We start from the raw sequence: 21979 nt of genomic DNA, 5'->3' as shown, positions 1-21979 counted from the left end.
ACCCTACGGCGCCGTTCCCTCCGGAAGACTCGGGTCATACAGTTGTTTCATGACCGATGCGAACCAAGCTTCCCGTGCGACCGAGGGCAACCGTGTGCGCCAAGCCGGCGTCAAGGCCGTCAAGCCGCGCGACGCCGCCACTCTGTTTATCATCCGGCGCGATGGCCCCAAGCCGCGCGTGCTGATGGGCAAGCGCCACGGCGGCCACGACTTCATGGCCAACCTGTGGGTCTTCCCGGGGGGACGGGTCGACAAGACCGATTTCAAGGGCCCTTTCGCCACGGACCTGCGGCCCGAGGTGGCCGCCAAGTTCCAGACCTATGTGTCGCCGGGTAAGGCCCGCGCCCTCGGCCTGGCGGCGATTCGCGAGACCTTCGAGGAGGCCGGCCTCCTGCTGGCCAAGCCCGTCGAGCCCAGGCCCGCCATTGGCCCCTGGCGCGAGTTCATGGCCCACGGCGCCGCGCCCGACCTGGAGGCGCTCAGCCTCGTCTACCGCGCCGTGACGCCGCCGATGCTGGCCAAGCGGTTCGACACCTGGTTCCTGATGGCCGACGCCGAGCGCCTGGTGAGCCTGGAGCGGCAACCCGACTGCGGCGAGCTGGAGGAGATCGCCTGGTTCGATTTCGGGGAGGCGTTGGACCTCAAGCTGCCCATGGTCACCCGCTCGGTGATCACCGAGGTCATGGCCCAGCTGGAGGAGCCGGGGCGGCCGATCCCCTACATGCGTTTCCGGTCCGGACCGACAAAGCCAAGGATTCTCTAGGGGCCGATTGACTTTGGGTTCGGGATTCGTATTGTCCGCGGCTCTTTAGAACCCAGCCGGCGCGACTGCGCAGCCGGCCGCGCGAGGACCGACCATGGCGAAGCCCGCCTCAATTAAGATCCGCCTGAACTCCTCGGCCGACACCGGCTTCTTCTACGTGACGAAGAAGAACGCGCGGACCAAGACCGACAAGCTGGTCATGAAGAAGTACGATCCCGTCGTGCGCAAGCACGTCGAGTTCAAGGAAGGCAAGATCAAGTAGGTCTGCCGACCCACGCGAGATTTCAAGACGCCCGGTCGCGAGACCGGGCGTTTTTCGTTTTCCCTCCCTCCCCTTCATGGGGAGGGGCAGACCGCGCCAGCGGTCGGGGTGGGGAATAATGAGGGTTCTGGGGTCCGGCAGCTCTCCCCACCCGTCCGGCGCTGCGCGCCGTCCACCCTCCCCATGAAGGGGGGGAGAAACTCTAGGCCGCTCGGGCGATGACCTTGTTGCGGCCTGAGGCCTTGGCCTCGTAGACGGCCTCGTCGGCGCGCTTGAGGAGGGCTTCGGGGCGGTCCTTGGCCCCGAGCGTCGCGGCCACGCCGATAGAGATGGTGACGGTCAGCAGCTCGGCGCCGTTCATCACCCGGAAAGGCGAGCCGGCCACGTGCAGACGGATGCGCTCGGCGATGCGCTCGGCGTCCTCGATCTTCGTGTCGGGCATGACCACCACGAACTCCTCGCCGCCGTAGCGGCACGGCAGGTCGATGGCGCGCACGTTGGAGGCCAGGCGCACGGCGAACTCGCGCAGCACCTCGTCGCCCACGTCGTGGCCGTAGCCGTCGTTGATCTTCTTGAAGTGGTCGATGTCGATCAGCAGGCAGGCGACCGGGTCGCCCCCCAGGGTGGCGCGCTTCACCAAGGCCTCGAGCTGTCCCACCATATAACGGCGGTTGTGCAGGCCGGTGAGCTGGTCGGTGACGGCCAGTTCCAGCGAGTGGTCGAGGTTGTCGCGAAGATAGTCGGTGTAGCGCTTGCGCCGGATCTGGGTCTTGGCGCGCGCCGACAGCTCCTGCGGGTCGATCGGCTTGGACAGGATGTCGTTGACCCCGATCTCCAAGGCCTTCACCAGGCGCTGACGTTCGTCGAAGTCGACAATGGCCAGGACCGGCAGGTGCCGGGTGGCCTCGTCGGACCGAAGCTGGGCGGTGAAGCGCAGGCCGTCGAAGGATCTCGCGGCCGCATTGACGATCACCAGGTCCACCGGACCCTTGGCGGTCATCAAGGCCTTGTCCGGGTCGCTCTCGATGATCGGGCGGTGCTCGATGGCCAGCTCGCTGGCGACGCGCTGGGCCTGGCGTTCGTGGTCGTCGACGATCAGCACGCGGCCGCCAGAGCCGCCAAGCCGCGACGCGGCGCCGGCGATGACCCCCATGCGGCGGCCCGAGGCCTCGCGCTCGCGCAGTTCGTCGATCACCATCTTCAGGCGGGTCAGGCTGCGCACCCGGGCGAACAGCATGACGTCATCGATGGGCTTGGTGAGGAATTCGTCGGCCCCGGCCTCGAGGCCGGCGATGCGGTCGGCGCGGCCGTCCAGAGCGGTCACCAGGACCACGGGCACGTGGCGGGTCTCAGGATCGTCCTTCAGCCGCCGGCAGACCTGGAAGCCGTCCATGCCGGGCATCATGACGTCCAGCAGGACGATGTCGGGCTTTTCCTTGGCGGCGATGGCGAGCGCGGTCGGGCCGTCATAGGCGATGAGCACTTCGTAGTACTCGGCCGACAGCTTGGCTTCGAGGAGGCGGACGTTAGCCTCAATGTCGTCGACAACCAGGATGCGCGCGGTCATGGCGGCTAACTCAAAAGACGACGAATGGTGTCGAGGAAGTGCGACACCGAAATGGGCTTGGAGATGTAGGCCTCGCAGCCGCCCTCGCGGATACGCTCCTCATCGCCCTTCATGGCGAAGGCGGTGACGGCGACCACGGGGATGTGGGCCAGTTCGTCATCTTCCTTGAGCCACTTGGTGACCTCCAGGCCCGAAATTTCGGGGAGCTGGATATCCATCAGGATCAGGTCCGGGCGGTGTTCGCGGGCGAGCGCCAGCGCCTGCAAACCCTCGCGGGTCTGCAGCGTTTCGTAGCCTTGGGCATCGAGCAGATCATGAAACAGCTTCATGTTCAGCTCGTTATCCTCGACGATGAGGACCTTCTTGGCCATTTTCGTCTGACGATCCTTGGTCTTGCGAATCGGTCACCGATCTCGCCTTGAGCCCCTTGATCTCACGGATATCCTTAAACTCGCGTTAGTCGCATTTCGGAGGTCCCTTGGCCGAACCGCCCCGCGCCCCCCGTCTCACCGACCTGGGCCTCGACACCAACAGGCCGCTGCTGATCGTCGACGTCGACGAGGTGCTGGGCCTGTTCATGCAAGGCTTTGGGACCTTTCTGGAGGGCCGCGGCCTGGAGTTCCGGGTCGAAAAGTTCGCGCTGTTTCAGAACATCTACCGTCCAGGCGAGAGCGAACACCTGGCGATCGACGACGGACGTAAGCACTACGAGGACTTCTTTCGATACGGCTGCGGCGACATGACGCCGACGCCGGGGGGCGCCCAGGCCTTGGAGGGCCTGTCGGAGCAGGCGGCGATCGTGATCCTGACCAATGCGCCGGGCCCTGCCCGCCTGGCCCGCGCCCGCTGGCTGGGGCGGCACGGCATGGACTATCCGCTGATCCTCAACACCGGGCCCAAGGGTCCGCTGGCGGCGGGTCTCGCGGCGCAGACCGCCGGGCCATCGGTGTTTATCGACGACCTGATCTCCAACCTCGACTCGGTGGCGGAGACGGCGCCGCACGTGACCCGCTTCCAGCATGTGGCCGATCCGAGACTGCGCCCACTGGCCCCGGCCAAGCCCGACCTGCACACGCGCATCGACGACTGGGACGAACTTCGGGCGGCCATCGAACAGGCCATCGGCTAGCGGAACAAATCAGGTATGCTGGTCGTCATGACCGGCGCCGTGGAGACAAGGCCGTGAGCGCGCTCTGCCGCGACTGCTTGCACCACGGCGACTTTGAGCGCCGGTGCCCCGCCTGCTGCTCGCCGCGCATCGTGGCGCACGCCGAGCTGGACAGCCTGTCCATCGCCCACATGGACTGCGACGCCTTCTACGCCTCGGTGGAGAAGCGCGACCGGCCCGAGCTGCGGGACCTGCCGGTGATCGTCGGCGGCGGACGGCGCGGGGTGGTGACCACCTGCTGCTACATCGCCCGGATCAATGGCGTGCGATCGGCCATGCCGATGTTCAAGGCCATCAAGGCCTGCCCCCAGGCGGTGATCATCAAGCCGGACTTCAGCAAGTACCGCACCGAGAGCCGGCGGATCATGGCGATGATGGCCGACCTGACGCCGCTGGTTCAGCCCCTGTCCCTGGACGAGGCCTGGCTGGACCTGTCGGGGACGCAGCGCCTGCACGGAGCTACGCCCGCCGAGACCCTGGCCCGGCTGCAAACCCGTATCGAGGCTGAGGTGGGGATCACCGTCTCCATCGGCCTGGCGGCCAACAAGTTCCTGGCCAAGATCGCCTCGGACCTGGACAAGCCCCGCGGCTTCTCGGTGATCGGGGCCGAGGCGACCGAATTCCTGGCCAGGAAGCCGGTGGGCATCCTGCCGGGTGTGGGACCCGCCATGGTCTCAAGTCTGGAGAGTTCCAACTTCGTCACCGTGGGGGATATCGCGCGCGCCGACATCAAGGACCTGGCGGCCCGCTTCGGCCCCAACGGCCTGCGCCTGCATGCGCTCGCCCACGGCCGCGACACCCGGGTCGTGAACCCCGACCAGATCCGCAAGTCGATCAGCGCCGAGACCACCTTCAACGAGGACCTGCGCAGGCAGGCCGACCTGGAGGAGCAACTTCCGTGGCTGGCGGAAAAGGTCGGGCGTCAGGCCCGGAGCGGCAATGTGGCCGGCAGGGTGGTGACGCTGAAACTGCGCGGCGCCGACTTCAAGATCCTCACCCGCCGCAAGACCCTGCCCGTCCCGACCCAGACGACCCGCTCTATCCTGGCCATCGGCAAGGAGTTGCTGGCGGCGGAGCTGAAGAGCGGCGGCGCCAACCGCTCCTGGCGGCTGATCGGGGTCGGGATCACCGATCTCATCGAGCCGCAGGACGTGGAGGACGACTTCTTTGGCGGCGACGAACGCCGAACCCTGGCCGGTGAGAAGACCGCCGATGCGATCCGGGCGCGATTCGGCGCCGCGGCCCTGACCTCCGGACGCGCCCTGCGCGGGAAATCCTCGGCTCAGGATTGAATACCAGAGGGCCGGCGCCCATCTGCCAGCCTGTTAGCATGGTAAAAACTGTGGCCTTTCGGACGAACTCGCAGCGCGCGACCATTTCGACCCTTCCATAAGGCCGTCTTTTCCATATCTAATCCATCTGTAGGGCGGTCCCGTGGCCGCCGAGGAGACCTGTTCGATGGCCGAGCGAAAGCAAGGTGATCAAGAGACGGGCGTAAAATCGGCGGTCATCACGAAGACCAAGCCGAAGACGCAAAAGCCGTCTCTGTACCGGGTGCTGCTCCTCAACGACGACTACACTCCGATGGAGTTCGTCGTTTATGTGCTTGAGCAGTACTTCCACAAGTCGCGCGAAGAAGCGACGACGATCATGCTGCATGTCCACCAACACGGTGTGGGCGTGTGCGGCGTGTTCACCTACGAAGTGGCGGAAACAAAGGTGGCCCAGGTCGTTGATACCGCGCGCCGGCATCAGCATCCGTTGCAATGCACCATGGAAAAGGATTGAGGCCCAGCTTGCCGTCATTCTCACGCCACTTAGAAGAATCCCTCCACCGCGCGGTGGCCTTCGCCAATCAGCGAAAGCACGAGTACGCGACCCTGGAGCATCTGCTCCTGTCCCTCATCGACGATGAGGACGCCGCCGGCGTGATGAAAGCCTGCGACGTCGAGCTTCCGTCGCTGAAGACGACCCTGACCAACTACGTGGACAACGAGCTGCGCTCGCTGGTGGTGGACGATGGTGAAGACGCCAAGCCCACGCCGAGCTTCCAGAGGGTAATCCAGCGCGCGGTGATCCACGTGCAGTCCTCGGGCCGCGAAGAAGTGACCGGCGCCAACGTGCTGGTGGCCATCTTCTCCGAGCGCGAGAGCCACGCCGCCTACTTCCTGCAAGAGCAGGACATGACGCGGTATGACGCGGTGAACTACATCGCCCACGGCATCGCCAAGAAGGCCGGCGCCGAGGGTGCGGCCAAGCCCGTCAAGGGTTCGGAAGACGAGGACAAGCCCGCGGTGAAGACCGGCGGCGAGGCCCTTGAGGCCTACTGCGTCAACCTTAACGAGAAGGCCAAGCAGGGCAAGGTCGATCCCCTGATCGGGCGGTCCTCCGAGGTCGAGCGCTGCATCCAGATCCTGTGCCGCCGCACCAAGAACAACCCCCTGCTGGTGGGCGACCCCGGCGTGGGCAAGACCGCCATCGCAGAGGGCCTGGCGCGCAAGATCGTCAACCATCAGGTCCCCGAGGTCCTGGCGGGCGCCACCATCTTCTCCCTCGATATGGGCAGCCTGCTGGCCGGCACCCGCTATCGCGGCGACTTCGAAGAGCGCGTGAAGCAGGTGGTCAAGGAACTGGAGAACCACGCCGACGCGATCCTGTTCATCGACGAGATCCACACGGTGATCGGCGCCGGCGCCACCAGCGGCGGGGCCATGGACGCCTCCAACCTGCTGAAGCCGGCCCTGGCCTCGGGCTCCCTGCGCTGCATGGGCTCGACCACCTACAAGGAGTTCCGCCAGCACTTCGAGAAGGATCGGGCGCTCGTCCGCCGCTTCCAGAAGATCGACGTGAACGAGCCGACGATCGAGGACACCATCAAGATCCTCAAGGGGCTGAAGACCTACTACGAGGACTTCCACAAGCTCCGCTACACCAACGACGCCATCAAGGCGGCGGTGGAGCTGTCGGCCCGCTACATCACCGACCGCAAGCTGCCCGACAAGGCCATCGACATTATCGATGAGGCGGGCGCGAGCCAGATGCTGCTGCCGGAGGGTCGTCGCAAGAAGACCATCGGCCTGAAGGAGGTCGAGGCTGTTGTCGCCAAGATCGCCCGCATCCCGCCGAAGTCGGTCTCCAAGACCGACACCGAGGCGCTGAAGCAGTTGCACGAGGACCTGAAGCGCGCCGTCTATGGTCAGGACGACGCCATCGAGCAACTGTCGGCAGCCATGAAGATGGCCCGCGCCGGCCTGCGCGATCCCAACAAGCCGATCGGCTGCTACCTGTTCTCGGGCCCCACGGGCACCGGCAAGACCGAGACCGCGCGGCAACTGGCCGGCACCATGGGCATCGAGCTGCTGCGCTTCGACATGTCGGAATACATGGAGCGCCACACGGTCAGCCGCCTGATCGGCGCGCCTCCCGGCTATGTCGGTTTCGACCAGGGCGGCCTGCTGACCGACGCCGTCGACCAGCACCCGCACTGCGTGGTGCTGCTGGACGAAATCGAGAAGGCCCACCCGGACGTCTTCAACATCCTGCTGCAGGTCATGGACCACGGGGTCCTGACGGACTCCAATGGCAAGAAGGTCGACTTCCGCAATGTGGTCCTGATCATGACCACCAACGCCGGCGCCTCCGACGCCCAGCGCAATTCCATCGGCTTTGGCCGCGGGAAGCAGGCCGACGAGGTCGACGAGGCCCTGAAGCGCCTGTTCACGCCGGAATTCCGCAACCGCCTCGACGCGGTGGTGCCGTTCAAGCCTCTGACCCAGGACATCATCCGTCAGGTCGTCCAGAAGTTCGTCATTCAGCTGGAAGCGCAGCTGGCCGACCGTCACGTCACCATCGAGACCACGGACGAGGCCGCCGACTGGCTGGCCAAGAACGGGTTCGACGAGCTGTACGGAGCCCGGCCGCTGGCCCGGGTCATCCAGGAGCACATCAAGAAGCCGCTGGCCGACGAGATCCTGTTCGGCAAGCTGGTGAAGGGTGGCCACGTGAAGGTGGTGCTGAAGGACTCCAAGCTGGCCTTCGAGATCGAGGGCGAGAACACCGAGCCCGGCGCGCCGATCATCGAGAACCCAGCCGAGGACGCGGCCAGCGCCGCCCCGGAGCTGGCCGGCTAGGCCGTCTCGACAAGCTGAAATGGAAAACCCCGGTCGAGAGGCCGGGGTTTTTCTTTGGGTCTGACTGCTGAGACGCGCGTCAGACGATCTGCGCGGCGATCTGGTCGGCGAGGGCCTTAAGTTCGGTTGGATCGGCCATGCCACCCTCCCCGTGCCGTCCCAGGGCCTGGCCTTCCCAGCGCGGGATGATGTGGAAGTGCAGATGGTAGATGGTCTGGCCAGCTGGCGCGCCGTTGAACTGAGTCACCACGATACCGTCCGGCTTCAGAGCCGCGCGCACCGCCCGGGTGACGCGCTGCACGCCCAGGATCAGCGGCGCGAGGGTGGCGGGGTCCTCCTCCAGCAGGTTGCGGGCGGTGGAGTGCTTGGGAATCACCAGGGTGTGGCCGCGGGCCTGGGGAAAGACGTCCATGAAGGCGTAGACGTGGCTGTCCTCGAACACGCGCGCGCTGGGCATCTCGCCGCGCAGGATCTTGGCGAAGATATTGCCGTCGTCGTAGGTCCCGTCCAAGCTCATGGCGCGCTCCTGCTGAGGTCTCGGAAGCGTCCTAGCACAGAGAGAGCCCACGATGGGAAGCGCCGACGCCGACAACACCAAGGGCCTCAGCCCCCGTCAGCAGAAGTACTTCGCCACGGCGCGCGCGAGCCTGGAGAAGGAGACCGGCAAGGCGATGGATGAGTGGGTCGCCATCGCGAAGACCTGTCCCGAGACCAAGACCATGACCCGGATCGCCTGGCTGAAGGAACACCACGGTCTGGGCATGAACCGCGCCAATATGGTGATGTCGGCCGCCTTCCCCACCGGGGCGGGCTGGGACCAGCCGGAGAAGCTTCGGGCCGGGGTGTGGAGCGATCCGGCGTCGGCGGCGATCTTCGAGGCCATCGAGCGCGCCGCCACCGCCCTGCCCGACGTGGTCACCGGCCAGCGAAAGGCCTTCACCGGATTTTCCCGCAACTTCCAGTTCGCCTCGGCCAAGCCCGCCAAGGGCGGCCAGGTGGTGTTGGGCCTGGCCGTGCCGCCCGACGCCGATCCGAGACTGGCGCAGCCCAAGGCCGAGGGATGGTCGGAGCGGCTGAAATCCAAGCTCACCCTGACCTCTCCCGCCGACCTGGACGCCAACCTCCTGGCGCTGATCGAGCAGGCTTGGGAGGCCTCCTAGCTCTCCCGGCGGAACGGCGAGTACTCTTCCGCCAGCCACTCCATCTCGCCCTCCACCGCCTCACGCTCGCGGGCGACGAAGTCCTCGACCGGGCCCCGCAGCATGGGGTCGGCGATGAAGTGAGCCGAGCGGACTGGGCTGGGCAGGTAGCCGCGGGCGATCTTGTGCTGGCCCTGCGCGCCGGCCTCGACCCGGGCCAGGCCCCGGCCGATGGCCCACTCGATGGCCTGATAATAGCAGAGCTCGAAGTGCAGGAAGGGGATGTCCTCGACGCAGCCCCAGTTGCGGCCGTAGAGACAATCGCCGCCGATCAGGTTGAGCGCGCCGGCCACCCAGCGGCCCTCGCGCCTGGCCATCACCAGCAGCACCCGATCGGCCATCCGCTCCCCCAGCAGGGAGAAGAACAGGCGGTTGAGGTAGGGCCGGCCCCACTTGCGCGACCCGGTGTCCATGTAGAAGCCGTAGAAGGCGTCCCAGTGTTCCTCAGTGATGTCGGCGCCGGTCAGGGGCAGGATCTCGACGACGGCTTGGGCGTCGCGGCGTTCGCGCCGGATCGTCTTGCGGCGGCCTGAGGACAGGGCCGCCAGGAAGGCGTCGAAGTCGGCGTAGCCGGCGTTTTCCCAGTGGTACTGCTGGCCCTCGCGCAGGGCGAGCCCCTGCCCGCCCAGCCAGGTCCACTCGTCGTCAGTGGGGAAGTTGATGTGGACGCCCGAGGAATCGTAGCGCTCGCACAGGGTCATCGCCCCGGCGAGCAGCGTCTTGCGCGCGGCCTCGACATCGACGCCCGGCCGCACCAGAAGGCGCGGGCCGGTGGCCGGCGTGAAGGGCGCCGCCGACAGCAGCTTGGGATAGTACCGGCCCCCGGCCCGCTCATAGGCCTCCGCCCAGCTGTGGTCGAAGATGTATTCGCCCTGACTGTGGGACTTCAGATAGAGTGGCATGACCGCAGCCACCTGCCCGTCTTCGCCCTCCACCGACAGGTGCTGCGGGCCCCAGCCCATGCGCTCGACGGCGCAGCCGGACTCCTCGACGATGTCCAGGAAGTCGAAGGAAACGAAGGGGTTGGCGGCATAGTCCGGATTGCCGGCGCAGGCCTCCCAGCCTTCGCGGCCAATCTCGGAGATCCGGCGGCTGACCTTCACCGCCGCCTTCAGGTTCACGCGGCCCAGCCCTCGAAGATCAGGTTGTCGCAGTGGTCCTTCAGGTCGTCCCACTGCTCGGGCTTGCGCACGGTCCAGGCGACGACGGGCATGCCCTCAGCGCGGTGCTTCACGGCGGCTTCACTGCGGACCATGTCCAGGCTCATGGCCAGGAAGTGCGGCCGGGCGATGGAGACCTGCTCCAACCGGGCGAAGGACTTGCGCTGCTCGGCGGAGAGGTGGGGCGTATCCTCTTCCCAGCTGTAGCTGTCCAGGCCGCGCAGCACGCCGGGGAAGCGGTCGGCGAACCAGGCGTGGGAATAGGGATTGAAGCCGATGACGCAGGTCGGGCCGGCGTGGTCGATCAGAATCTCGTGCACCCGCTGCTCCAGGGGGCCCACGGCGCCGAAGTCGGTCTTCAGCTCCACATGGACCATGGCCCGGTGGCCGATCAGGGCCAGGGTCTCCATCAGGGTGGGAATGCGCTCATCGGTCCCCTTGAGCCGCAGCTCGCCGAGGTCGGCTGCGGTGCGGTCCCGCAGCTTGCCCTCGACCCCGGTCATCCGCTTCAGGCCGTGATCGTGAAAGACCATGGCCTCCCCGTCGGCGGAGAGATGGACGTCCAGCTCGACGCCGTAGCCGGCCTGGCAGGCGGCCTGGAAGGCGCCCAGGGAATTCTCCGGCACGCCGTCGGGCGACCACAGGCCGCGGTGGGCGACAGGCGGGTGGAATAGGAAGTCCCAGGCCTCGCCGAAGGTGTTCTTGCGGTCCTTCATCGGATTTCCACCACGGCGTCGACCTCGACGGCGAAGTTCATCGGCAGGCGGTAGACGCCCACCGCCGAGCGGGCGTGCTTTCCGGCGTCCCCGAAGGCGGCGACCATGACGTCGGAGGCGCCGTTGACCACCTGGGGGATTTCGAAGAAGCCGGGGCCGGCCTGCACAAAGCCGCCGAGCTTGACCACCCGGACGACGCGGTCGAGGTCACCCTCACAGGCGACGCGCATCTGGGCGATCAGGTTGATTCCGCACAGGCGCGCCGCGCCCTTGGCGGTCTCCATGTCGACATCCTCGCCGACGATGCCGCGGACGCCCCCACTGGCGTCCAGGGAGACTTGACCCGATATGTGGACGAGGCCGCCGACCCGTACGAACGGGACATAGTTGGCGACCGGGGCGACGGGCTGCGGGAGGGTGATCCCCTGCGCGGCCAAGCGTTCTTCGACCTGTGACATGGTCGCACCTCTAGCGCGGATTCAGGGGTGCGGTCACGGTCTGAAAACGCAAAAGGCCCGGACCGTTTCCGGTCCGGGCCTCCGCAGGGTCCGCGCCAAATACGCCGGCGCGGCTGGAGGGACTTGGGAAAGCTTAGCGGACGGCCTGCAGCTTCTCGACGGCGGCGGTGACGCGCTCGTTGAGGGGCTTCATGGAGTCCTTCACCGAAGCCTGGACGATCTCACCCATCTTGGAGAGCTCGGCCATGTAGGCTTCCATGGCGGACTTCGCGAAGCTGGTCTGCAGCTCGACCACTTCCTGGATCGACTTGGCGCCCGAGAGCGACTTGGCGGCGGCGACGTTGGCTTCCACGGCCTTCTTGGAATAGGCGGTGGCCTGGGCGCCGAGGGCTTCAGCGCCCTTGGTGGCGGCGGTCACCGAGGCGATGACGGCTTCCAGGTTCTTCTTGGAATGGGCGTTGGCTTCATTGAGGCCGGCCAGCGACTTTTCGATGGCGTCCTTGAAGGCGGTGTTGCCGGCGGTGGTGAACTGCTCGACGGTGTTCTTGACGGTTTCGGCGGCGGCCATGATGAAAACTCCGGGGAACGTGGTTGACGGGCTATGCCGCGTCGCACCAGTCGGGCGTTGCGGCTGTTTGAACTCGCAGCCTATTTCTCATGTTGCACTGCAGCAGTCAAGCGACTTTGTTGCAGTGCACAATCGCCGTCCGCGCGAATTCGTCTTGGCGCCCGCACAACCCTCAACGCGACAAAAGCGCTCGCTCAAGAGGTGTTTACTCTCGCGCAAGCTCCGACCTGTCATGATAGGGTTCCATTACGGCGACCCGGGGGGTCGCCCAACCCTTTGATTCGACGGACGAACCGCAATGTTCGAGCGCGCCCGCCGCCTGTTCCTCGCCCTTGGCGCCGCCGCCTTGACGGCGGTCTCACCCCTGGCGACCTCCGCCCAGGCGCAGATTCCCTACCTCTCGATGCCGTCCCTGCCCACCACGGCGCCGAAGTACGCGGCCATCGTGGTGGATGCGAAGACCGGCGAGGTTCTCTACGCCAAGCGCGCCGACAGCCCCCGCTATCCGGCCTCCATCACCAAGATCATGACGCTCTACCTGGCCTTCGAGGCGCTGGGCTCAGGCCGCCTGCAGCCCGATGACCGGATCATGATCTCGCCGCGCGCGGCCGCCCAGGCGCCCACCAAGCTGGGCCTTGCGGCCGGCGAGTCGCTGACGGTGCAGGAGGCGATGCAGGCGCTCGCCATCAAGTCGGCCAACGACGTCGCCGTGGCGATGGCCGAGAAGCTGGGGGGATCCGAGGCCCGGTTCGCGGCCATGATGACCCTGCGGGCTCAGGAACTGGGCATGGCCAACACCCGCTTCGTGAACGCCTCGGGCCTGCCCGACAGCCGCCAGGTCTCCACCGCCCGCGACCTCGGCATCCTGTCGCGCGCCGTGATGCGCGACTATCCGCAGTACTATCGCCTGTTCAGCCAGCAGCAGTTCACCTTCCGCGGCACGCCAATGCGCAACCACAATGGCCTGCTGGGCGCGATGCCCGGCGTGGATGGGTTGAAGACCGGCTACACTAACGCCTCGGGCTACAACATCGCGATCTCGGCCGTACGCGACAACCGCCGCCTGATCGCCGTGGTGCTGGGCGCGCCGTCCACCGCCAAGCGCAACAACAACGCCGAGGACCTGCTGCTCACCGGCTTCGACGTCATGAACCGCCGCGCCCGCGGCGAGAAGATCACCATCGCCCAGAACCTGTTCGAGCCTGAACCCATCGGCCCCATCGAGCGCCCGTCGATCGAACAGGGCGATGGCGAGCAAGACGGGCTGAGGATCGTGCTGGCCTCGGCTCCGCCGCCGCCCACCTTCTCCAGCAACGACTTCGTCTCCCCCACCCGCAACCTGCTGCGCGGCCCGCAATCGGCCGACAAGCCCAAGACCGAGAGCAAGAAGGCGGAGAAGGAAGAGCGCAAGCCGGCCGGCAAGTGGGTGGTCCAGGTCGGCGCCTTCAAGTCCAAGTCCCTGGCCAAGGAACAGCTCACCCTGGTGGAACAGCGGTTCGGCAAGCACTTCGGCAAGGCCGACGGCGCCACCGATTCCGTCGGCGGCACCTATCGCGCCCGCTTCAAGGGATTCACCGAGGCCTCCGCCAAGGACGCCTGCGGCGCCCTCAAGGCCAAGAAGGTCCCCTGCATGGTCGTGAAGCCGGGCTGACGCCCTACCTGCGGGTCAGCCTGTCGCGGGCCGCATTGAGCTGGGCGGCCAGGCCGTCTGTGCCGCCCTTGTCGGGATGGGCCATACGCATCAGGCGGCTATAGGCGGCCTGGACCTCCTCAATGGACGCATCGGCGCCGACCCCCAGGATGGAGCGGGCCTCGGCGTCGCTCATGGTCCCGCCCTTGGTGGGCGGCATGACGCCAGTGCGGCGGGTGGAGACCGCAAGGCCCAGGCCCAGCACCACCAGGACGATGGCCGAGCCCCACTTGCCGACAAGGCCCACATAGGCCGCGCCGGCGAAGGCCATGATCGCAAGGCCGCCGGAGATAAAGCGCCACTCGCGACGCTTGAGCATCGCCTTGCCGCCGCCCGCCCACATCAGCAGCGCCAGGATCACGCAACCCAGCGCGATATAGGACACTACTGGGCGGCCATCAGCTCATCGCCCACGTCCAGGCCGAGCGACCCCACCAGGGCGCGCAACTCCTGGCGGGCGGCCACGTGCTGCAGCGACATGGCCACGGGGCGGATCGTCGGGGAGAGGTCGGCGATGGTCAGGCCGAAGGGGAAGAGCTCACGATAGATCACCCGGTCGCGAAGGCCCGGACCGACGCGGAAACCGACCCGGCGCGACAGGGCCTGGACGCGCTCATCCACCCGGCGGCGGTTGCGCGCCTCGGTGGGGGCCAGACGGTTGCGCAGCACCACCCAGTCGATGGACTTGCCGCTGGCCGCAGCTCGAATCTTGCGGCTGTTCCAGACGGTCTCGGAATAGAGGCTGGGCCGCTTCAGATCGAGGGTGACGGGATCGACGACGCCCAGCATGTCGAAGTCGACGAAGCTGTCGTTCATGGGGGTGACGATCAGGTCGGCCATGCCGTGGGCGGCGCGGCTGACCGCAGTGTCCCCGCCCGGCGTGTCGATCAGGATGTAGTCGGACGCCTCGGCGGCGTTGAAGGCTTCCTCGAAGCGCGCGAGCGACTCCTCATCGGACGCCTTGGCCAAGTCGGCGCTGAGCGGGTGTTCGACGGGCATCGGGGCGCTGACGCCGTTGGCGGCCAGCCAGGCGGCGCGGTGGGCGAAGAAGTGGCCCATGGACTGCTGGCGCAGGTCGAGGTCAAGCACCGAGACCCGGGCGTGCGAGTGCAGCAGGGCCGTGGCGATATGGATAGCCAGCGTCGACTTGCCCGCGCCACCCTTCTCGTTACCGACCACAATGACCTTGGGTTGGGACATGGTTCTTTAAAACTCCACACCATCTCAGCCAGCGTCGTTGCGCTGATTCGATTGGTTAACAGGTGAGGCCGCCACCCCTGCCCCGTCAACGCAACAGACGCCGCCGCCTGTGGACGGATGCCCACTTCAAAGTCATAAGCGGCCCGCCTTTTCGTGACGGAGCTCCCCTATGCCGCTGCCCATCGCCCGCACCGTCGCCGAGCTCCGCAGCCAGGTCGCCGCCTGGCGCAAGGCCGGTGAAAGCGTCGGCCTGGTTCCCACCATGGGGGCGCTGCACTCGGGCCACCTGTCCCTGGTGACCCTAGCCAGGACCCGCGCCCAGCGCGTGGTCGCCAGCGTCTTCGTCAACCCGACCCAGTTCGCGCCGCATGAGGACTTCGACGCCTATCCCCGGGACGAGGCCAAGGACGCGGCCCTGCTGGAGAGCGTGGGCTGTGACCTGCTGTTCGCGCCGACCGTGACAGAGATGTACGCGCCGGGCTTTTCCACCACCGTGACGGTAAGCGGCGTCTCCGAACCCCTGGACGGCGCGGCGCGGCCGGGCCATTTTGCGGGCGTGGCCACGGTGGTGAGCAAGCTGCTCCTGCAGTGCGGGCCTGACATCGCGGTGTTCGGCGAGAAGGACTACCAGCAGCTCCAGGTGATCAAGCGGCTGGCGGCCGACCTGGACATTCCCGTGCAGGTGATCGGGGCCCCCACGGCCCGCGCCGAGGACGGCCTGGCCCTGTCCTCCCGCAACGCCTATCTGACCCCGGCCGAGCGCGAGGCCGCCCCCAGCCTGGCCGCCGCCCTGCGCGACGCCGTGGAGCGGCTGCGCGCGGGGACGCCGGTGGACCGTGTGGAGAACACCGGCCGCGCCGCCCTGGAACGGGCCGGCTTTTCCCGCATCGACTATTTCGAGGTGCGCGACGCGTCGAGCCTAGCGGAACTTGGGCCGGGGCCCATCACCGGGTCGGCCCGCGTCCTGGCCGCCGGGATCCTCGGCAAGACCCGCCTGATCGACAACATGGCGGTCTAGCCTACCAAGCGCCGACCTCGCGAAGCTGGCGCGCCAGCTCCATGGGGATCTCGCCGTCGGCGCTGGTGTCGAGGTCCGGCGGCACGTCCTTGGGATCGAAATACCGCCAGCCCTGGAAGGCGCGGCGCGGCGTGGGGGCGACGCGGATGATCGCCGGGTCCAGGGTGATCTCGCAGCGGGCGTTGGGGTGCTCGCCGACCGTGCGCACCGCGAGGATGCGCTGGTGGCAGAGGATCATCCCCTTGAAGATCCGGTACAGCGAGCCGCCGTCCAGCAGCTCATCGGCGCGCTTGGGGCTCATCCGGGTGTGCAGCAGCCAGGGCTCGCTGTCGTCAGGGTGATAGGCCAGCAAATCCTCGATGGTGTCGCAGCCGACGCAGAGCCGCAGCATGTGCAGGGCCATCAGGCCGACGCCTTCAGGCGGGCCAGGGTGACGCCCTCGCTGACTTGGTCGCCAACCGAGACGTTCAGAGCCTCCACCTCCCCGTCGAAGGGGGCGGTCAGGGCATGCTCCATCTTCATGGCCTCGAGGGTGAGCAGGGGCTGCCCGCGCACCACGGCGTCGCCGACGGAGACCGCCACGGCAACCACCTTGCCCGGCATGGGGGAGCGCACCTGGGCGTCACCGGCCATGTCGTCGAGGTCGCGCAGGGGCGGTCGGGTGGCGAGCACATAGGTCTCGCCGCCCTCGAAGACCACGACCTCGCCGTCCTCCGTCATCAGGATGTCGGCCTCGATATCGCCCTCCGGCAAGGGGGCGTCGATGGGCTGACCGTCGAGGAACAGGCGCACTGACGTCTGCGGCGCGGCGTTCATGCGGAAGCCGGTTAGGCCCTTCCAGGGCCCCGCCTGGTCCTCATCCTCGGCCAGGGCCGCCGCGGCGGCCACCGCCAGGATTTCGTCCGACGGGGCGGGCGTGGACGCCAAGGCGTCGAGATGACGCTCGATGAAGCCGGTATCGATCTCCGCGGCGATGAACTCTGGGTGGTCCAGGCAGCGGGCCAGGAAGCCGGCATTGGTCTTCACCGGCCAGATCTCCACCTCGGCGCAGGCCTGGGCGAGGCGATCGCTGGCGCCCTCGCGGGTCGGGGCATGGGCGATCAGCTTGGCGATCATCGGGTCGTAGAACGGGCTGACCTCGCCGCCCGCCTCCACGCCGGTGTCGACCCGGATGTCGCCTGGCATGATGAAATGCTCCAGCACGCCGATGGAGGGCAGGAAGCCCGCGGCCGGGTTCTCGGCATAGAGCCGGGCTTCCACCGCGTGGCCGTTCAGCCGGATCTCATCCTGAGTCAGCGGCAGGGGCTCGCCGGAGGCGACGCGGAACTGCCACTCCACCAGATCCACTCCGGTGACCGCCTCGGTGACCGGATGCTCCACCTGCAGGCGGGTGTTCATCTCCATGAACCAGATGCGGTCGGGTTGAAGCCCCGCGCTGGCGTCGGCGATGAACTCCACCGTGCCGGCGCCGACATAGTTCACCGCCTTGGCGGCCTTGACCGCGGCCTGGGTGACGGCGGCGCGGGCGGCGTCGCTCATGCCCGGCGCCGGCGCCTCCTCGATGACCTTCTGGTGGCGGCGCTGCAGGGAGCAGTCGCGCTCGAACAGGTGGACGACATTTCCGTGGCTGTCGCCGAAGATCTGCACCTCGATGTGGCGCGGCCGGGAGACATAGGTCTCGATCAGCACCTTGGCGTCGCCGAAGCTCGCGGCGGCCTCCCGCTGGCAGGAGGCGAGCGCGGCGGCGAAGTCCTCGGGCCGGTCGACCCTGCGCATACCCTTGCCGCCGCCGCCGGCCACGGCCTTGATGAGCACGGGGTAGCCGATATCTTTGGTCACCGCCTGCAGTTGTTCCAGGGACTGGTCGTCTCCCAGATAGCCCGGGGTCACCGGGACATTTGCTTTCTGCATCAAAGACTTGGCAGCGTCTTTTAAACCCATGGCCTTGATGGCGGTGGGCGGCGGGCCGATCCAGATCAGGCCGGCGCCCATAACCGCCTCGGCGAAGGCGGCGTTCTCGGAGAGGAATCCGTAACCGGGATGGATGGCCTCGGCCCCGGTCTGCAGGGCGGCCGCGATGATCTTCTCGCCCACCAGATAGCTCTCGCGCGCGGCGCCTGGGCCGATCAGCACGGCCTGGTCGGCTTCGCGCACAGGGGGCGCGTCGGCGTCGGCCTGCGAATAGACGGCCACCGTGGCGATCCCCATGCGCCGGGCGGTCCTGAAGACCCGGCGGGCGATCTCTCCACGGTTGGCGACGAGCACGGAACTGATCATGCCGCGATCCTAGTTGGCCGTGGAGAGTCCTGCCAGCGGCCGATCAAACGACCCAGGAGGCTTTACGCTTGTCGAGGAAGGCGCGGACGCCTTCCTGCCCTTCCGGGCTGACCCGGGTGCGGGCGATGCGCTTTGCGGTCTCCTCCATCACGTCCTCGATGGGCTTGTAGGCCACATCCTCCACCAGCTTCTTGGAGTCGGCGACCGCGCCGGGGGCGCAGGCCATCATCTCGGCGGCGATGCGGGCGCAAGCGGCGTCGAGGCCCGCGGTGTCGGCCACCACCTCGGTGATCAGGCCGATCTTCTCGGCATAGGCGGCGTCGAACACCGAACCGGTGGCGAACAAGGCGCGCGCCGTCCGAGGGCCGACCGCCCCCACCACATAGGGGCTGACGGTGGCGGCGATCAGGCCCAGCCGAACCTCCGAGAAGCTGAACTTGGCGTCCGCCGTGGAGACGGCCAGATCGCAGGTCGCCGCCAGGCCGGCGCCGCCGCCGTAGGCGCCGCCCTCCACCAAGGCCACGGTCAGGGCCGGAATGTCCCAGAGGCTCTTGAGCATCTTGGCCATGGCGTAGGCGTCTTCGCGGTTGTCGCTCTCGGTGCGGTCGGCGGCCTCTCGCATCCAGTCGAGATCGGCGCCGGCGCTGAAGATTCCACCGGCTCCACGCAGGAAGACCACCCGCACGCCCTCGGCGCCCTGCAGGGTCTCGAAGGCTTCGTGCAGGGCCGCGATCAGCCGGGCGTCAAAGGCGTTGCGCCGCTCGGGACGATTGATCGTCACCATGGCGACGCCTTCGACCGTGGCCTCGATCTGCACAAGGGTCTCATCCACGTCGGTGTCGGGAACCTCGACCATGGGATCGGCGATGGGATTGGTCATGGGCAGCCTCTTCTTGCGATGTCGCACCGGGACATAATCCCAACGCCGGGTCTTTGACATAGGTCCTGATCGGGCGCGACCCAGGCCGGATCGACGCCGAAGGCGCCTACATGCGGAAGACGCCGAACCGGGTCTCCGGGATCGGCGCGTTGAGGGCCGCCGAGATCGAGAGGCCCAGGACGTCCCGGGTCTGGACCGGATCGATGACGCCGTCGTCCCACAGCCGGGCCGTGGCGAAATAGGGGTCGCCCTCGGTTTCGTAGCGGTCGCGGATCGGGGCCCTGAAGGCCTCTTCCTCGGCGGCGGGCCATTCGCCGCCCCGGGCCTCGACGCCGTCGCGGCGAATGGTGGCCAGCACGCTGGCGGCCTGCTCACCGCCCATGACGCTGATCCGGCTGTTGGGCCAGCTCCACATGAAGCGCGGGGAATAGGCCCGGCCGCACATGCCGTAGTTGCCGGCCCCAAAGGAGCCGCCGATCAGGACGGTGAACTTGGGCACCTCAGCGCAGGCCACCGCCGTCACCAGCTTGGCGCCGTCCTTGGCGATGCCGCCGGCCTCGTACTTGCCGCCGACCATGAAGCCCGAGATGTTCTGCAGGAACACGAGCGGAACGCCCCGCTTGCACGCCAGCTCGATGAAGTGGGCGCCCTTGAGCGCGCTCTCTGAGAACAGCACCCCGTTATTGGCCAGGATGGCCACCGGCTGGCCCCAGATGCGGGCGAAGCCGGTGACCAGGGTCGTGCCGTACAGCGCCTTGAACTCGTCGAACTCCGAACCGTCGACGATCCGGGCGATCACCTCGCGCACGTCGTAGGGGGCGCGGACATCGGTGGGGACGATCCCGTAGAGTTCCTCAGGGTCGAACAGCGGCTCGCGAGGCTCGGCCAGCACGACCTGGTCCGGCTTGCGGGTGTTCAGGTTGGCGACGATGGCGCGGACGATCTGCAGGGCGTGCTCATCGTCCACCGCCACATGGTCCACCACGCCCGAGCGCCGGCCATGGGTGTCGGCGCCGCCGAGCTCGGTGGCGGAGATCACCTCGCCGGTGGCGGCCTTCACCAGGGGCGGGCCGCCCAGGAAGATGGTCCCCTGGCTCTCCTCGCCGGCGCCGCGCACGATGACGGTCTCATCGCTCATGGCCGGGACATAGGCCCCGCCGGCCGTGCAGGACCCCATGACGCAGGCGATCTGGGCGATCCCCTCACCGCTCATGCGGGCCTGGTTGAAGAAGATGCGGCCGAAATGGTCACGATCAGGAAAGACCTCGGCCTGGTGGGGCAGGTTCGCGCCGCCGGAATCCACCAGATAGATGCAGGGCAGCCGGTTCTGCAGGGCCACTTCCTGGGCCCGCAGGTGCTTCTTCACGGTCAGCGGGAAGTAGGCGCCGCCCTTCACCGTGGCGTCATTGGCGACGATCATCACCTCGCGGCCGGCGACCCGGCCGATGCCGGTGATCACGCCCGCGCCCGGCGCCTCGCCGTCATAGAGGCCGTAGGCGGTGAGCGCTCCCACCTCCAGGAAGGGCGAACCGGCGTCCAGCAGGCGCATGACCCGCTGGCGGGGCAGCAGCTTGCCGCGCGCCTCATGGCGCTTACGGGACTCCTCGGGGCCGCCAAGCGCCGCGGCGGCCACCCGCTCGCGCAGCTGGGCGGCCAGGGCGCGATTGACCTGATCATTGGCCTGGAAGGCCTCGCCGTGGATGTCGATGGCGGACTTCAGTGTGGGCATGGAGCAGGCATAGCCGGGCCCGGCGATGCAGGCTAGGGCCGCGCCCCTCGCGCCTATTGGAAGAGGATGGGCTCGCCATCCGGGTCGTAGGCGGCGAAGCGGCCGACGCCGCCGACGCGCACGGCGTCGACCATGGCCTGCAGGGCCACCTCAATCTGGGCCGTGGTGGGCGGGGCGCCGCCCGATCCGGACAGGCTGGCGGCGAAGGCGACCTGCCAGGGCGGCCCGGCGCGTCGGGACTCCGCCAACAGCGCCTCGAAATTCGCCAGTTCGCCTGGGGCCTTGTCGACGCACATCAGGGGCGCGAGGGCGCCGCCCTCGCCGGCCAGGAAGCGCTCACGCTGGGCCTCGGTGGCCCCGTCGGGCAGTTCGGCGGCGGCGAAGACGAACAGCAGGCGCTGCGGATCGGGCTGGGTGGCGGCGGCTTCGAGGAGCTGGCGGAAGTGAGAGCTTTGAGTCATGAGGCGATTCTGGCGCCAATCGCCGCCGCCAACCATGCGGCAGATCAAACCGGCCGGCCATCGGCCGCCGAGGGTGCGCCACGCAGAATCGGTTTCCACCCGGCCGGACGCACCTTAGGCTCCCGCTCCGTGGCGAACCTACCGGGCATCTCGACTGATTCCGCGCTCTCGCGCCTCTTCGAGGATGAGCGCGCCCAGGGCGAGGCCACCTGGTTCTCCCTGCCGGGCGGCGTGACCCTGTTCGACGCCGGGGAACCGGCCGATCACCTGTATTTCGTGCGCGCCGGGCGCCTGGGCGCCTTCCGCCGCGAGGAAGGCCACGAGCCGCAGTTCCTGGGCGTGATCCGTCCAGGAGAGCCGGCCGGCGAAATGTCGATGATCTCTGGCGTGCCGCACTCGGGCCACGTGGTGGCCCTGCGCGATTCGGAAATCTTCGCCCTGCCCCGCGAAGCCTTCTTCGACGCCTGCGACGACGATTCCGAGGTGATGGTCGAACTGGCCCGGCTGATGATCCTGCGCAGCCGCCAGGCGGCCACCAAGTCCTCGGGGGCCGCGCCCTCCGTGTTCGGCTTCGTGACCATCGGGGAGCCGGTCGCCGTACGACCGCAGGTGGACCGCCTCGCCCGCGAGGTGGGCAAGCTCGGCTATTCGGTCACCGTCGTGGGGGCGGAAGCCCAGCACGCCCCCACCGAATGGTTCTCCGAGGTCGAGCGCGACTACGACTTCGTCCTCT

Annotated in this window: 24 protein-coding genes; 10 read left to right on the top strand and 14 right to left on the bottom strand. The window is 67.8% G+C overall.

Features of this window, described 5'->3' with window-relative positions; all coding sequences use genetic code 11:
* The first annotated feature begins 49 nt into the window (after nucleotides 1-49).
* Together RMO97_RS02280 and rpmG are read left to right on the top strand one after the other, a co-directional pair.
* Nucleotides 50-763, top strand: a complete 714-nt coding sequence (locus RMO97_RS02280; protein WP_310538932.1) for an NUDIX hydrolase — start codon at nucleotides 50-52, stop codon at nucleotides 761-763.
* A gap of 94 nt (nucleotides 764-857) precedes the next feature.
* Nucleotides 858-1025: a 50S ribosomal protein L33 gene (rpmG, locus tag RMO97_RS02275; RefSeq protein ID WP_215340033.1), complete on the top strand. Its 168-nt coding sequence runs from the start codon at nucleotides 858-860 to the stop codon at nucleotides 1023-1025.
* A 202-nt stretch (nucleotides 1026-1227) separates the two neighbouring features.
* Here the strand turns inward: rpmG and RMO97_RS02270 are convergent, their stop codons facing one another.
* On the bottom strand, nucleotides 1228-2592 hold the full coding sequence (locus tag RMO97_RS02270; protein ID WP_310538931.1) for a PleD family two-component system response regulator: 1365 nt from the start codon (nucleotides 2590-2592) through the stop codon (nucleotides 1228-1230).
* Nucleotides 2593-2597: 5 nt separating this feature from the next.
* Nucleotides 2598-2963: a response regulator gene (locus tag RMO97_RS02265; protein ID WP_293493017.1), complete on the bottom strand. Its 366-nt coding sequence runs from the start codon at nucleotides 2961-2963 to the stop codon at nucleotides 2598-2600.
* 107 nt (nucleotides 2964-3070) lie between these two features.
* Here RMO97_RS02265 and RMO97_RS02260 point away from each other — a divergent pair, with 107 nt between their 5' ends.
* The 4 genes from RMO97_RS02260 to clpA all read left to right on the top strand — a co-directional run bounded on the left by RMO97_RS02260 (nucleotide 3071) and on the right by clpA (nucleotide 7890).
* Nucleotides 3071-3721: a hypothetical protein gene (locus RMO97_RS02260; RefSeq protein ID WP_310538930.1), complete on the top strand. Its 651-nt coding sequence runs from the start codon at nucleotides 3071-3073 to the stop codon at nucleotides 3719-3721.
* A 53-nt stretch (nucleotides 3722-3774) separates the two neighbouring features.
* Nucleotides 3775-5052, top strand: coding sequence for a DNA polymerase IV (locus RMO97_RS02255; RefSeq protein WP_310538929.1), 1278 nt, complete (start codon nucleotides 3775-3777; stop codon nucleotides 5050-5052).
* Nucleotides 5053-5218: 166 nt separating this feature from the next.
* Nucleotides 5219-5548 (top strand): ATP-dependent Clp protease adapter ClpS, encoded by a 330-nt coding sequence (gene clpS, locus RMO97_RS02250; protein WP_293493014.1) that lies wholly within the window; start codon nucleotides 5219-5221, stop codon nucleotides 5546-5548.
* A gap of 8 nt (nucleotides 5549-5556) precedes the next feature.
* Nucleotides 5557-7890: an ATP-dependent Clp protease ATP-binding subunit ClpA gene (gene clpA / locus RMO97_RS02245; RefSeq protein WP_310538928.1), complete on the top strand. Its 2334-nt coding sequence runs from the start codon at nucleotides 5557-5559 to the stop codon at nucleotides 7888-7890.
* Nucleotides 7891-7969: 79 nt separating this feature from the next.
* Here clpA and RMO97_RS02240 read toward each other — a convergent pair whose 3' ends face one another.
* On the bottom strand, nucleotides 7970-8407 hold the full coding sequence (locus tag RMO97_RS02240; RefSeq protein WP_310538927.1) for an HIT family protein: 438 nt from the start codon (nucleotides 8405-8407) through the stop codon (nucleotides 7970-7972).
* Between the two features lie 52 nt (nucleotides 8408-8459).
* Between RMO97_RS02240 and RMO97_RS02235 the strand changes: the two genes are divergently transcribed.
* Entirely contained in the window at nucleotides 8460-9050 is a 591-nt protein-coding gene (locus RMO97_RS02235; RefSeq protein WP_310538926.1) for a DUF5655 domain-containing protein, read from the top strand.
* On the opposite strand, the gene RMO97_RS02230 is transcribed toward RMO97_RS02235, so the two are convergent.
* The 4 genes from RMO97_RS02230 to RMO97_RS02215 form a co-directional block, all read right to left on the bottom strand.
* Nucleotides 9047-10210, bottom strand: coding sequence for a GNAT family N-acetyltransferase (locus RMO97_RS02230; RefSeq protein ID WP_310538925.1), 1164 nt, complete (start codon nucleotides 10208-10210; stop codon nucleotides 9047-9049). The two genes, RMO97_RS02235 and RMO97_RS02230, sit on opposite strands and share 4 nt — an antisense overlap.
* Nucleotides 10207-10965, bottom strand: coding sequence for a glycerophosphodiester phosphodiesterase (locus RMO97_RS02225; RefSeq protein ID WP_310538924.1), 759 nt, complete (start codon nucleotides 10963-10965; stop codon nucleotides 10207-10209). The genes RMO97_RS02230 and RMO97_RS02225 overlap by 4 nt, the downstream gene beginning before the upstream one ends.
* A complete protein-coding gene (locus RMO97_RS02220; protein WP_310538923.1) occupies nucleotides 10962-11423 on the bottom strand; it encodes a RidA family protein in 462 nt (153 codons plus the stop codon). Before RMO97_RS02220 ends, RMO97_RS02225 begins: the two co-directional genes overlap by 4 nt.
* 133 nt (nucleotides 11424-11556) lie before the next feature.
* The gene (locus tag RMO97_RS02215) at nucleotides 11557-11991 is read right to left on the bottom strand and encodes a phasin family protein (RefSeq protein ID WP_304778235.1); all 435 of its coding nucleotides are present in this window, start codon (nucleotides 11989-11991) and stop codon (nucleotides 11557-11559) included.
* 298 nt (nucleotides 11992-12289) lie between these two features.
* Between RMO97_RS02215 and RMO97_RS02210 the strand changes: the two genes are divergently transcribed.
* Complete coding sequence (locus RMO97_RS02210; protein WP_310538922.1) at nucleotides 12290-13642, top strand: D-alanyl-D-alanine carboxypeptidase; 1353 nt, start codon at nucleotides 12290-12292, stop codon at nucleotides 13640-13642.
* A 4-nt stretch (nucleotides 13643-13646) separates the two neighbouring features.
* Here the strand turns inward: RMO97_RS02210 and RMO97_RS02205 are convergent, their stop codons facing one another.
* Both RMO97_RS02205 and RMO97_RS02200 read right to left on the bottom strand, forming a co-directional pair.
* The gene (locus RMO97_RS02205; RefSeq protein ID WP_310538921.1) at nucleotides 13647-14066 is read right to left on the bottom strand and encodes a molecular chaperone DnaJ; all 420 of its coding nucleotides are present in this window, start codon (nucleotides 14064-14066) and stop codon (nucleotides 13647-13649) included.
* Nucleotides 14066-14881, bottom strand: coding sequence for a division plane positioning ATPase MipZ (locus RMO97_RS02200; RefSeq protein ID WP_310538920.1), 816 nt, complete (start codon nucleotides 14879-14881; stop codon nucleotides 14066-14068). The genes RMO97_RS02205 and RMO97_RS02200 overlap by 1 nt, the downstream gene beginning before the upstream one ends.
* A gap of 169 nt (nucleotides 14882-15050) precedes the next feature.
* Between RMO97_RS02200 and panC the strand changes: the two genes are divergently transcribed.
* The gene (gene panC / locus RMO97_RS02195; RefSeq protein WP_310538919.1) at nucleotides 15051-15899 is read left to right on the top strand and encodes a pantoate--beta-alanine ligase; all 849 of its coding nucleotides are present in this window, start codon (nucleotides 15051-15053) and stop codon (nucleotides 15897-15899) included.
* Between the two features lies 1 nt (nucleotide 15900).
* Here the strand turns inward: panC and RMO97_RS02190 are convergent, their stop codons facing one another.
* The 5 genes from RMO97_RS02190 to RMO97_RS02170 form a co-directional block, all read right to left on the bottom strand.
* Nucleotides 15901-16302, bottom strand: a complete 402-nt coding sequence (locus RMO97_RS02190; RefSeq protein WP_310538918.1) for a DUF1489 family protein — start codon at nucleotides 16300-16302, stop codon at nucleotides 15901-15903.
* Complete coding sequence (locus RMO97_RS02185) at nucleotides 16302-18176, bottom strand: acetyl/propionyl/methylcrotonyl-CoA carboxylase subunit alpha (protein WP_310538917.1); 1875 nt, start codon at nucleotides 18174-18176, stop codon at nucleotides 16302-16304. Before RMO97_RS02185 ends, RMO97_RS02190 begins: the two co-directional genes overlap by 1 nt.
* A 43-nt stretch (nucleotides 18177-18219) precedes the next feature.
* Nucleotides 18220-19056 carry an enoyl-CoA hydratase-related protein gene (locus RMO97_RS02180; protein ID WP_310538916.1) on the bottom strand — a complete coding sequence of 279 codons (837 nt, stop codon included), beginning with the start codon at nucleotides 19054-19056 and terminating at the stop codon, nucleotides 18220-18222.
* A 106-nt stretch (nucleotides 19057-19162) separates the two neighbouring features.
* Nucleotides 19163-20785: a carboxyl transferase domain-containing protein gene (locus tag RMO97_RS02175; RefSeq protein WP_310538915.1), complete on the bottom strand. Its 1623-nt coding sequence runs from the start codon at nucleotides 20783-20785 to the stop codon at nucleotides 19163-19165.
* 53 nt (nucleotides 20786-20838) lie between these two features.
* Nucleotides 20839-21246, bottom strand: a complete 408-nt coding sequence (locus RMO97_RS02170; RefSeq protein ID WP_310538914.1) for a ribonucleotide reductase subunit alpha — start codon at nucleotides 21244-21246, stop codon at nucleotides 20839-20841.
* A gap of 129 nt (nucleotides 21247-21375) precedes the next feature.
* On the opposite strand from RMO97_RS02170, the gene RMO97_RS02165 reads away from it, so the two are divergent.
* Nucleotides 21376-21979: Crp/Fnr family transcriptional regulator (locus RMO97_RS02165; protein ID WP_310538913.1), on the top strand; the 604-nt coding region annotated here is incomplete at its 3' end.

This window comes from Phenylobacterium sp. (genome assembly GCF_031425575.1).
In the GTDB taxonomy this organism is placed as follows: domain Bacteria; phylum Pseudomonadota; class Alphaproteobacteria; order Caulobacterales; family Caulobacteraceae; genus Phenylobacterium.
The sequence above is the reverse complement of the archived record's forward strand: the minus strand, read 5'-3'. Positions and strand labels throughout refer to the sequence as shown.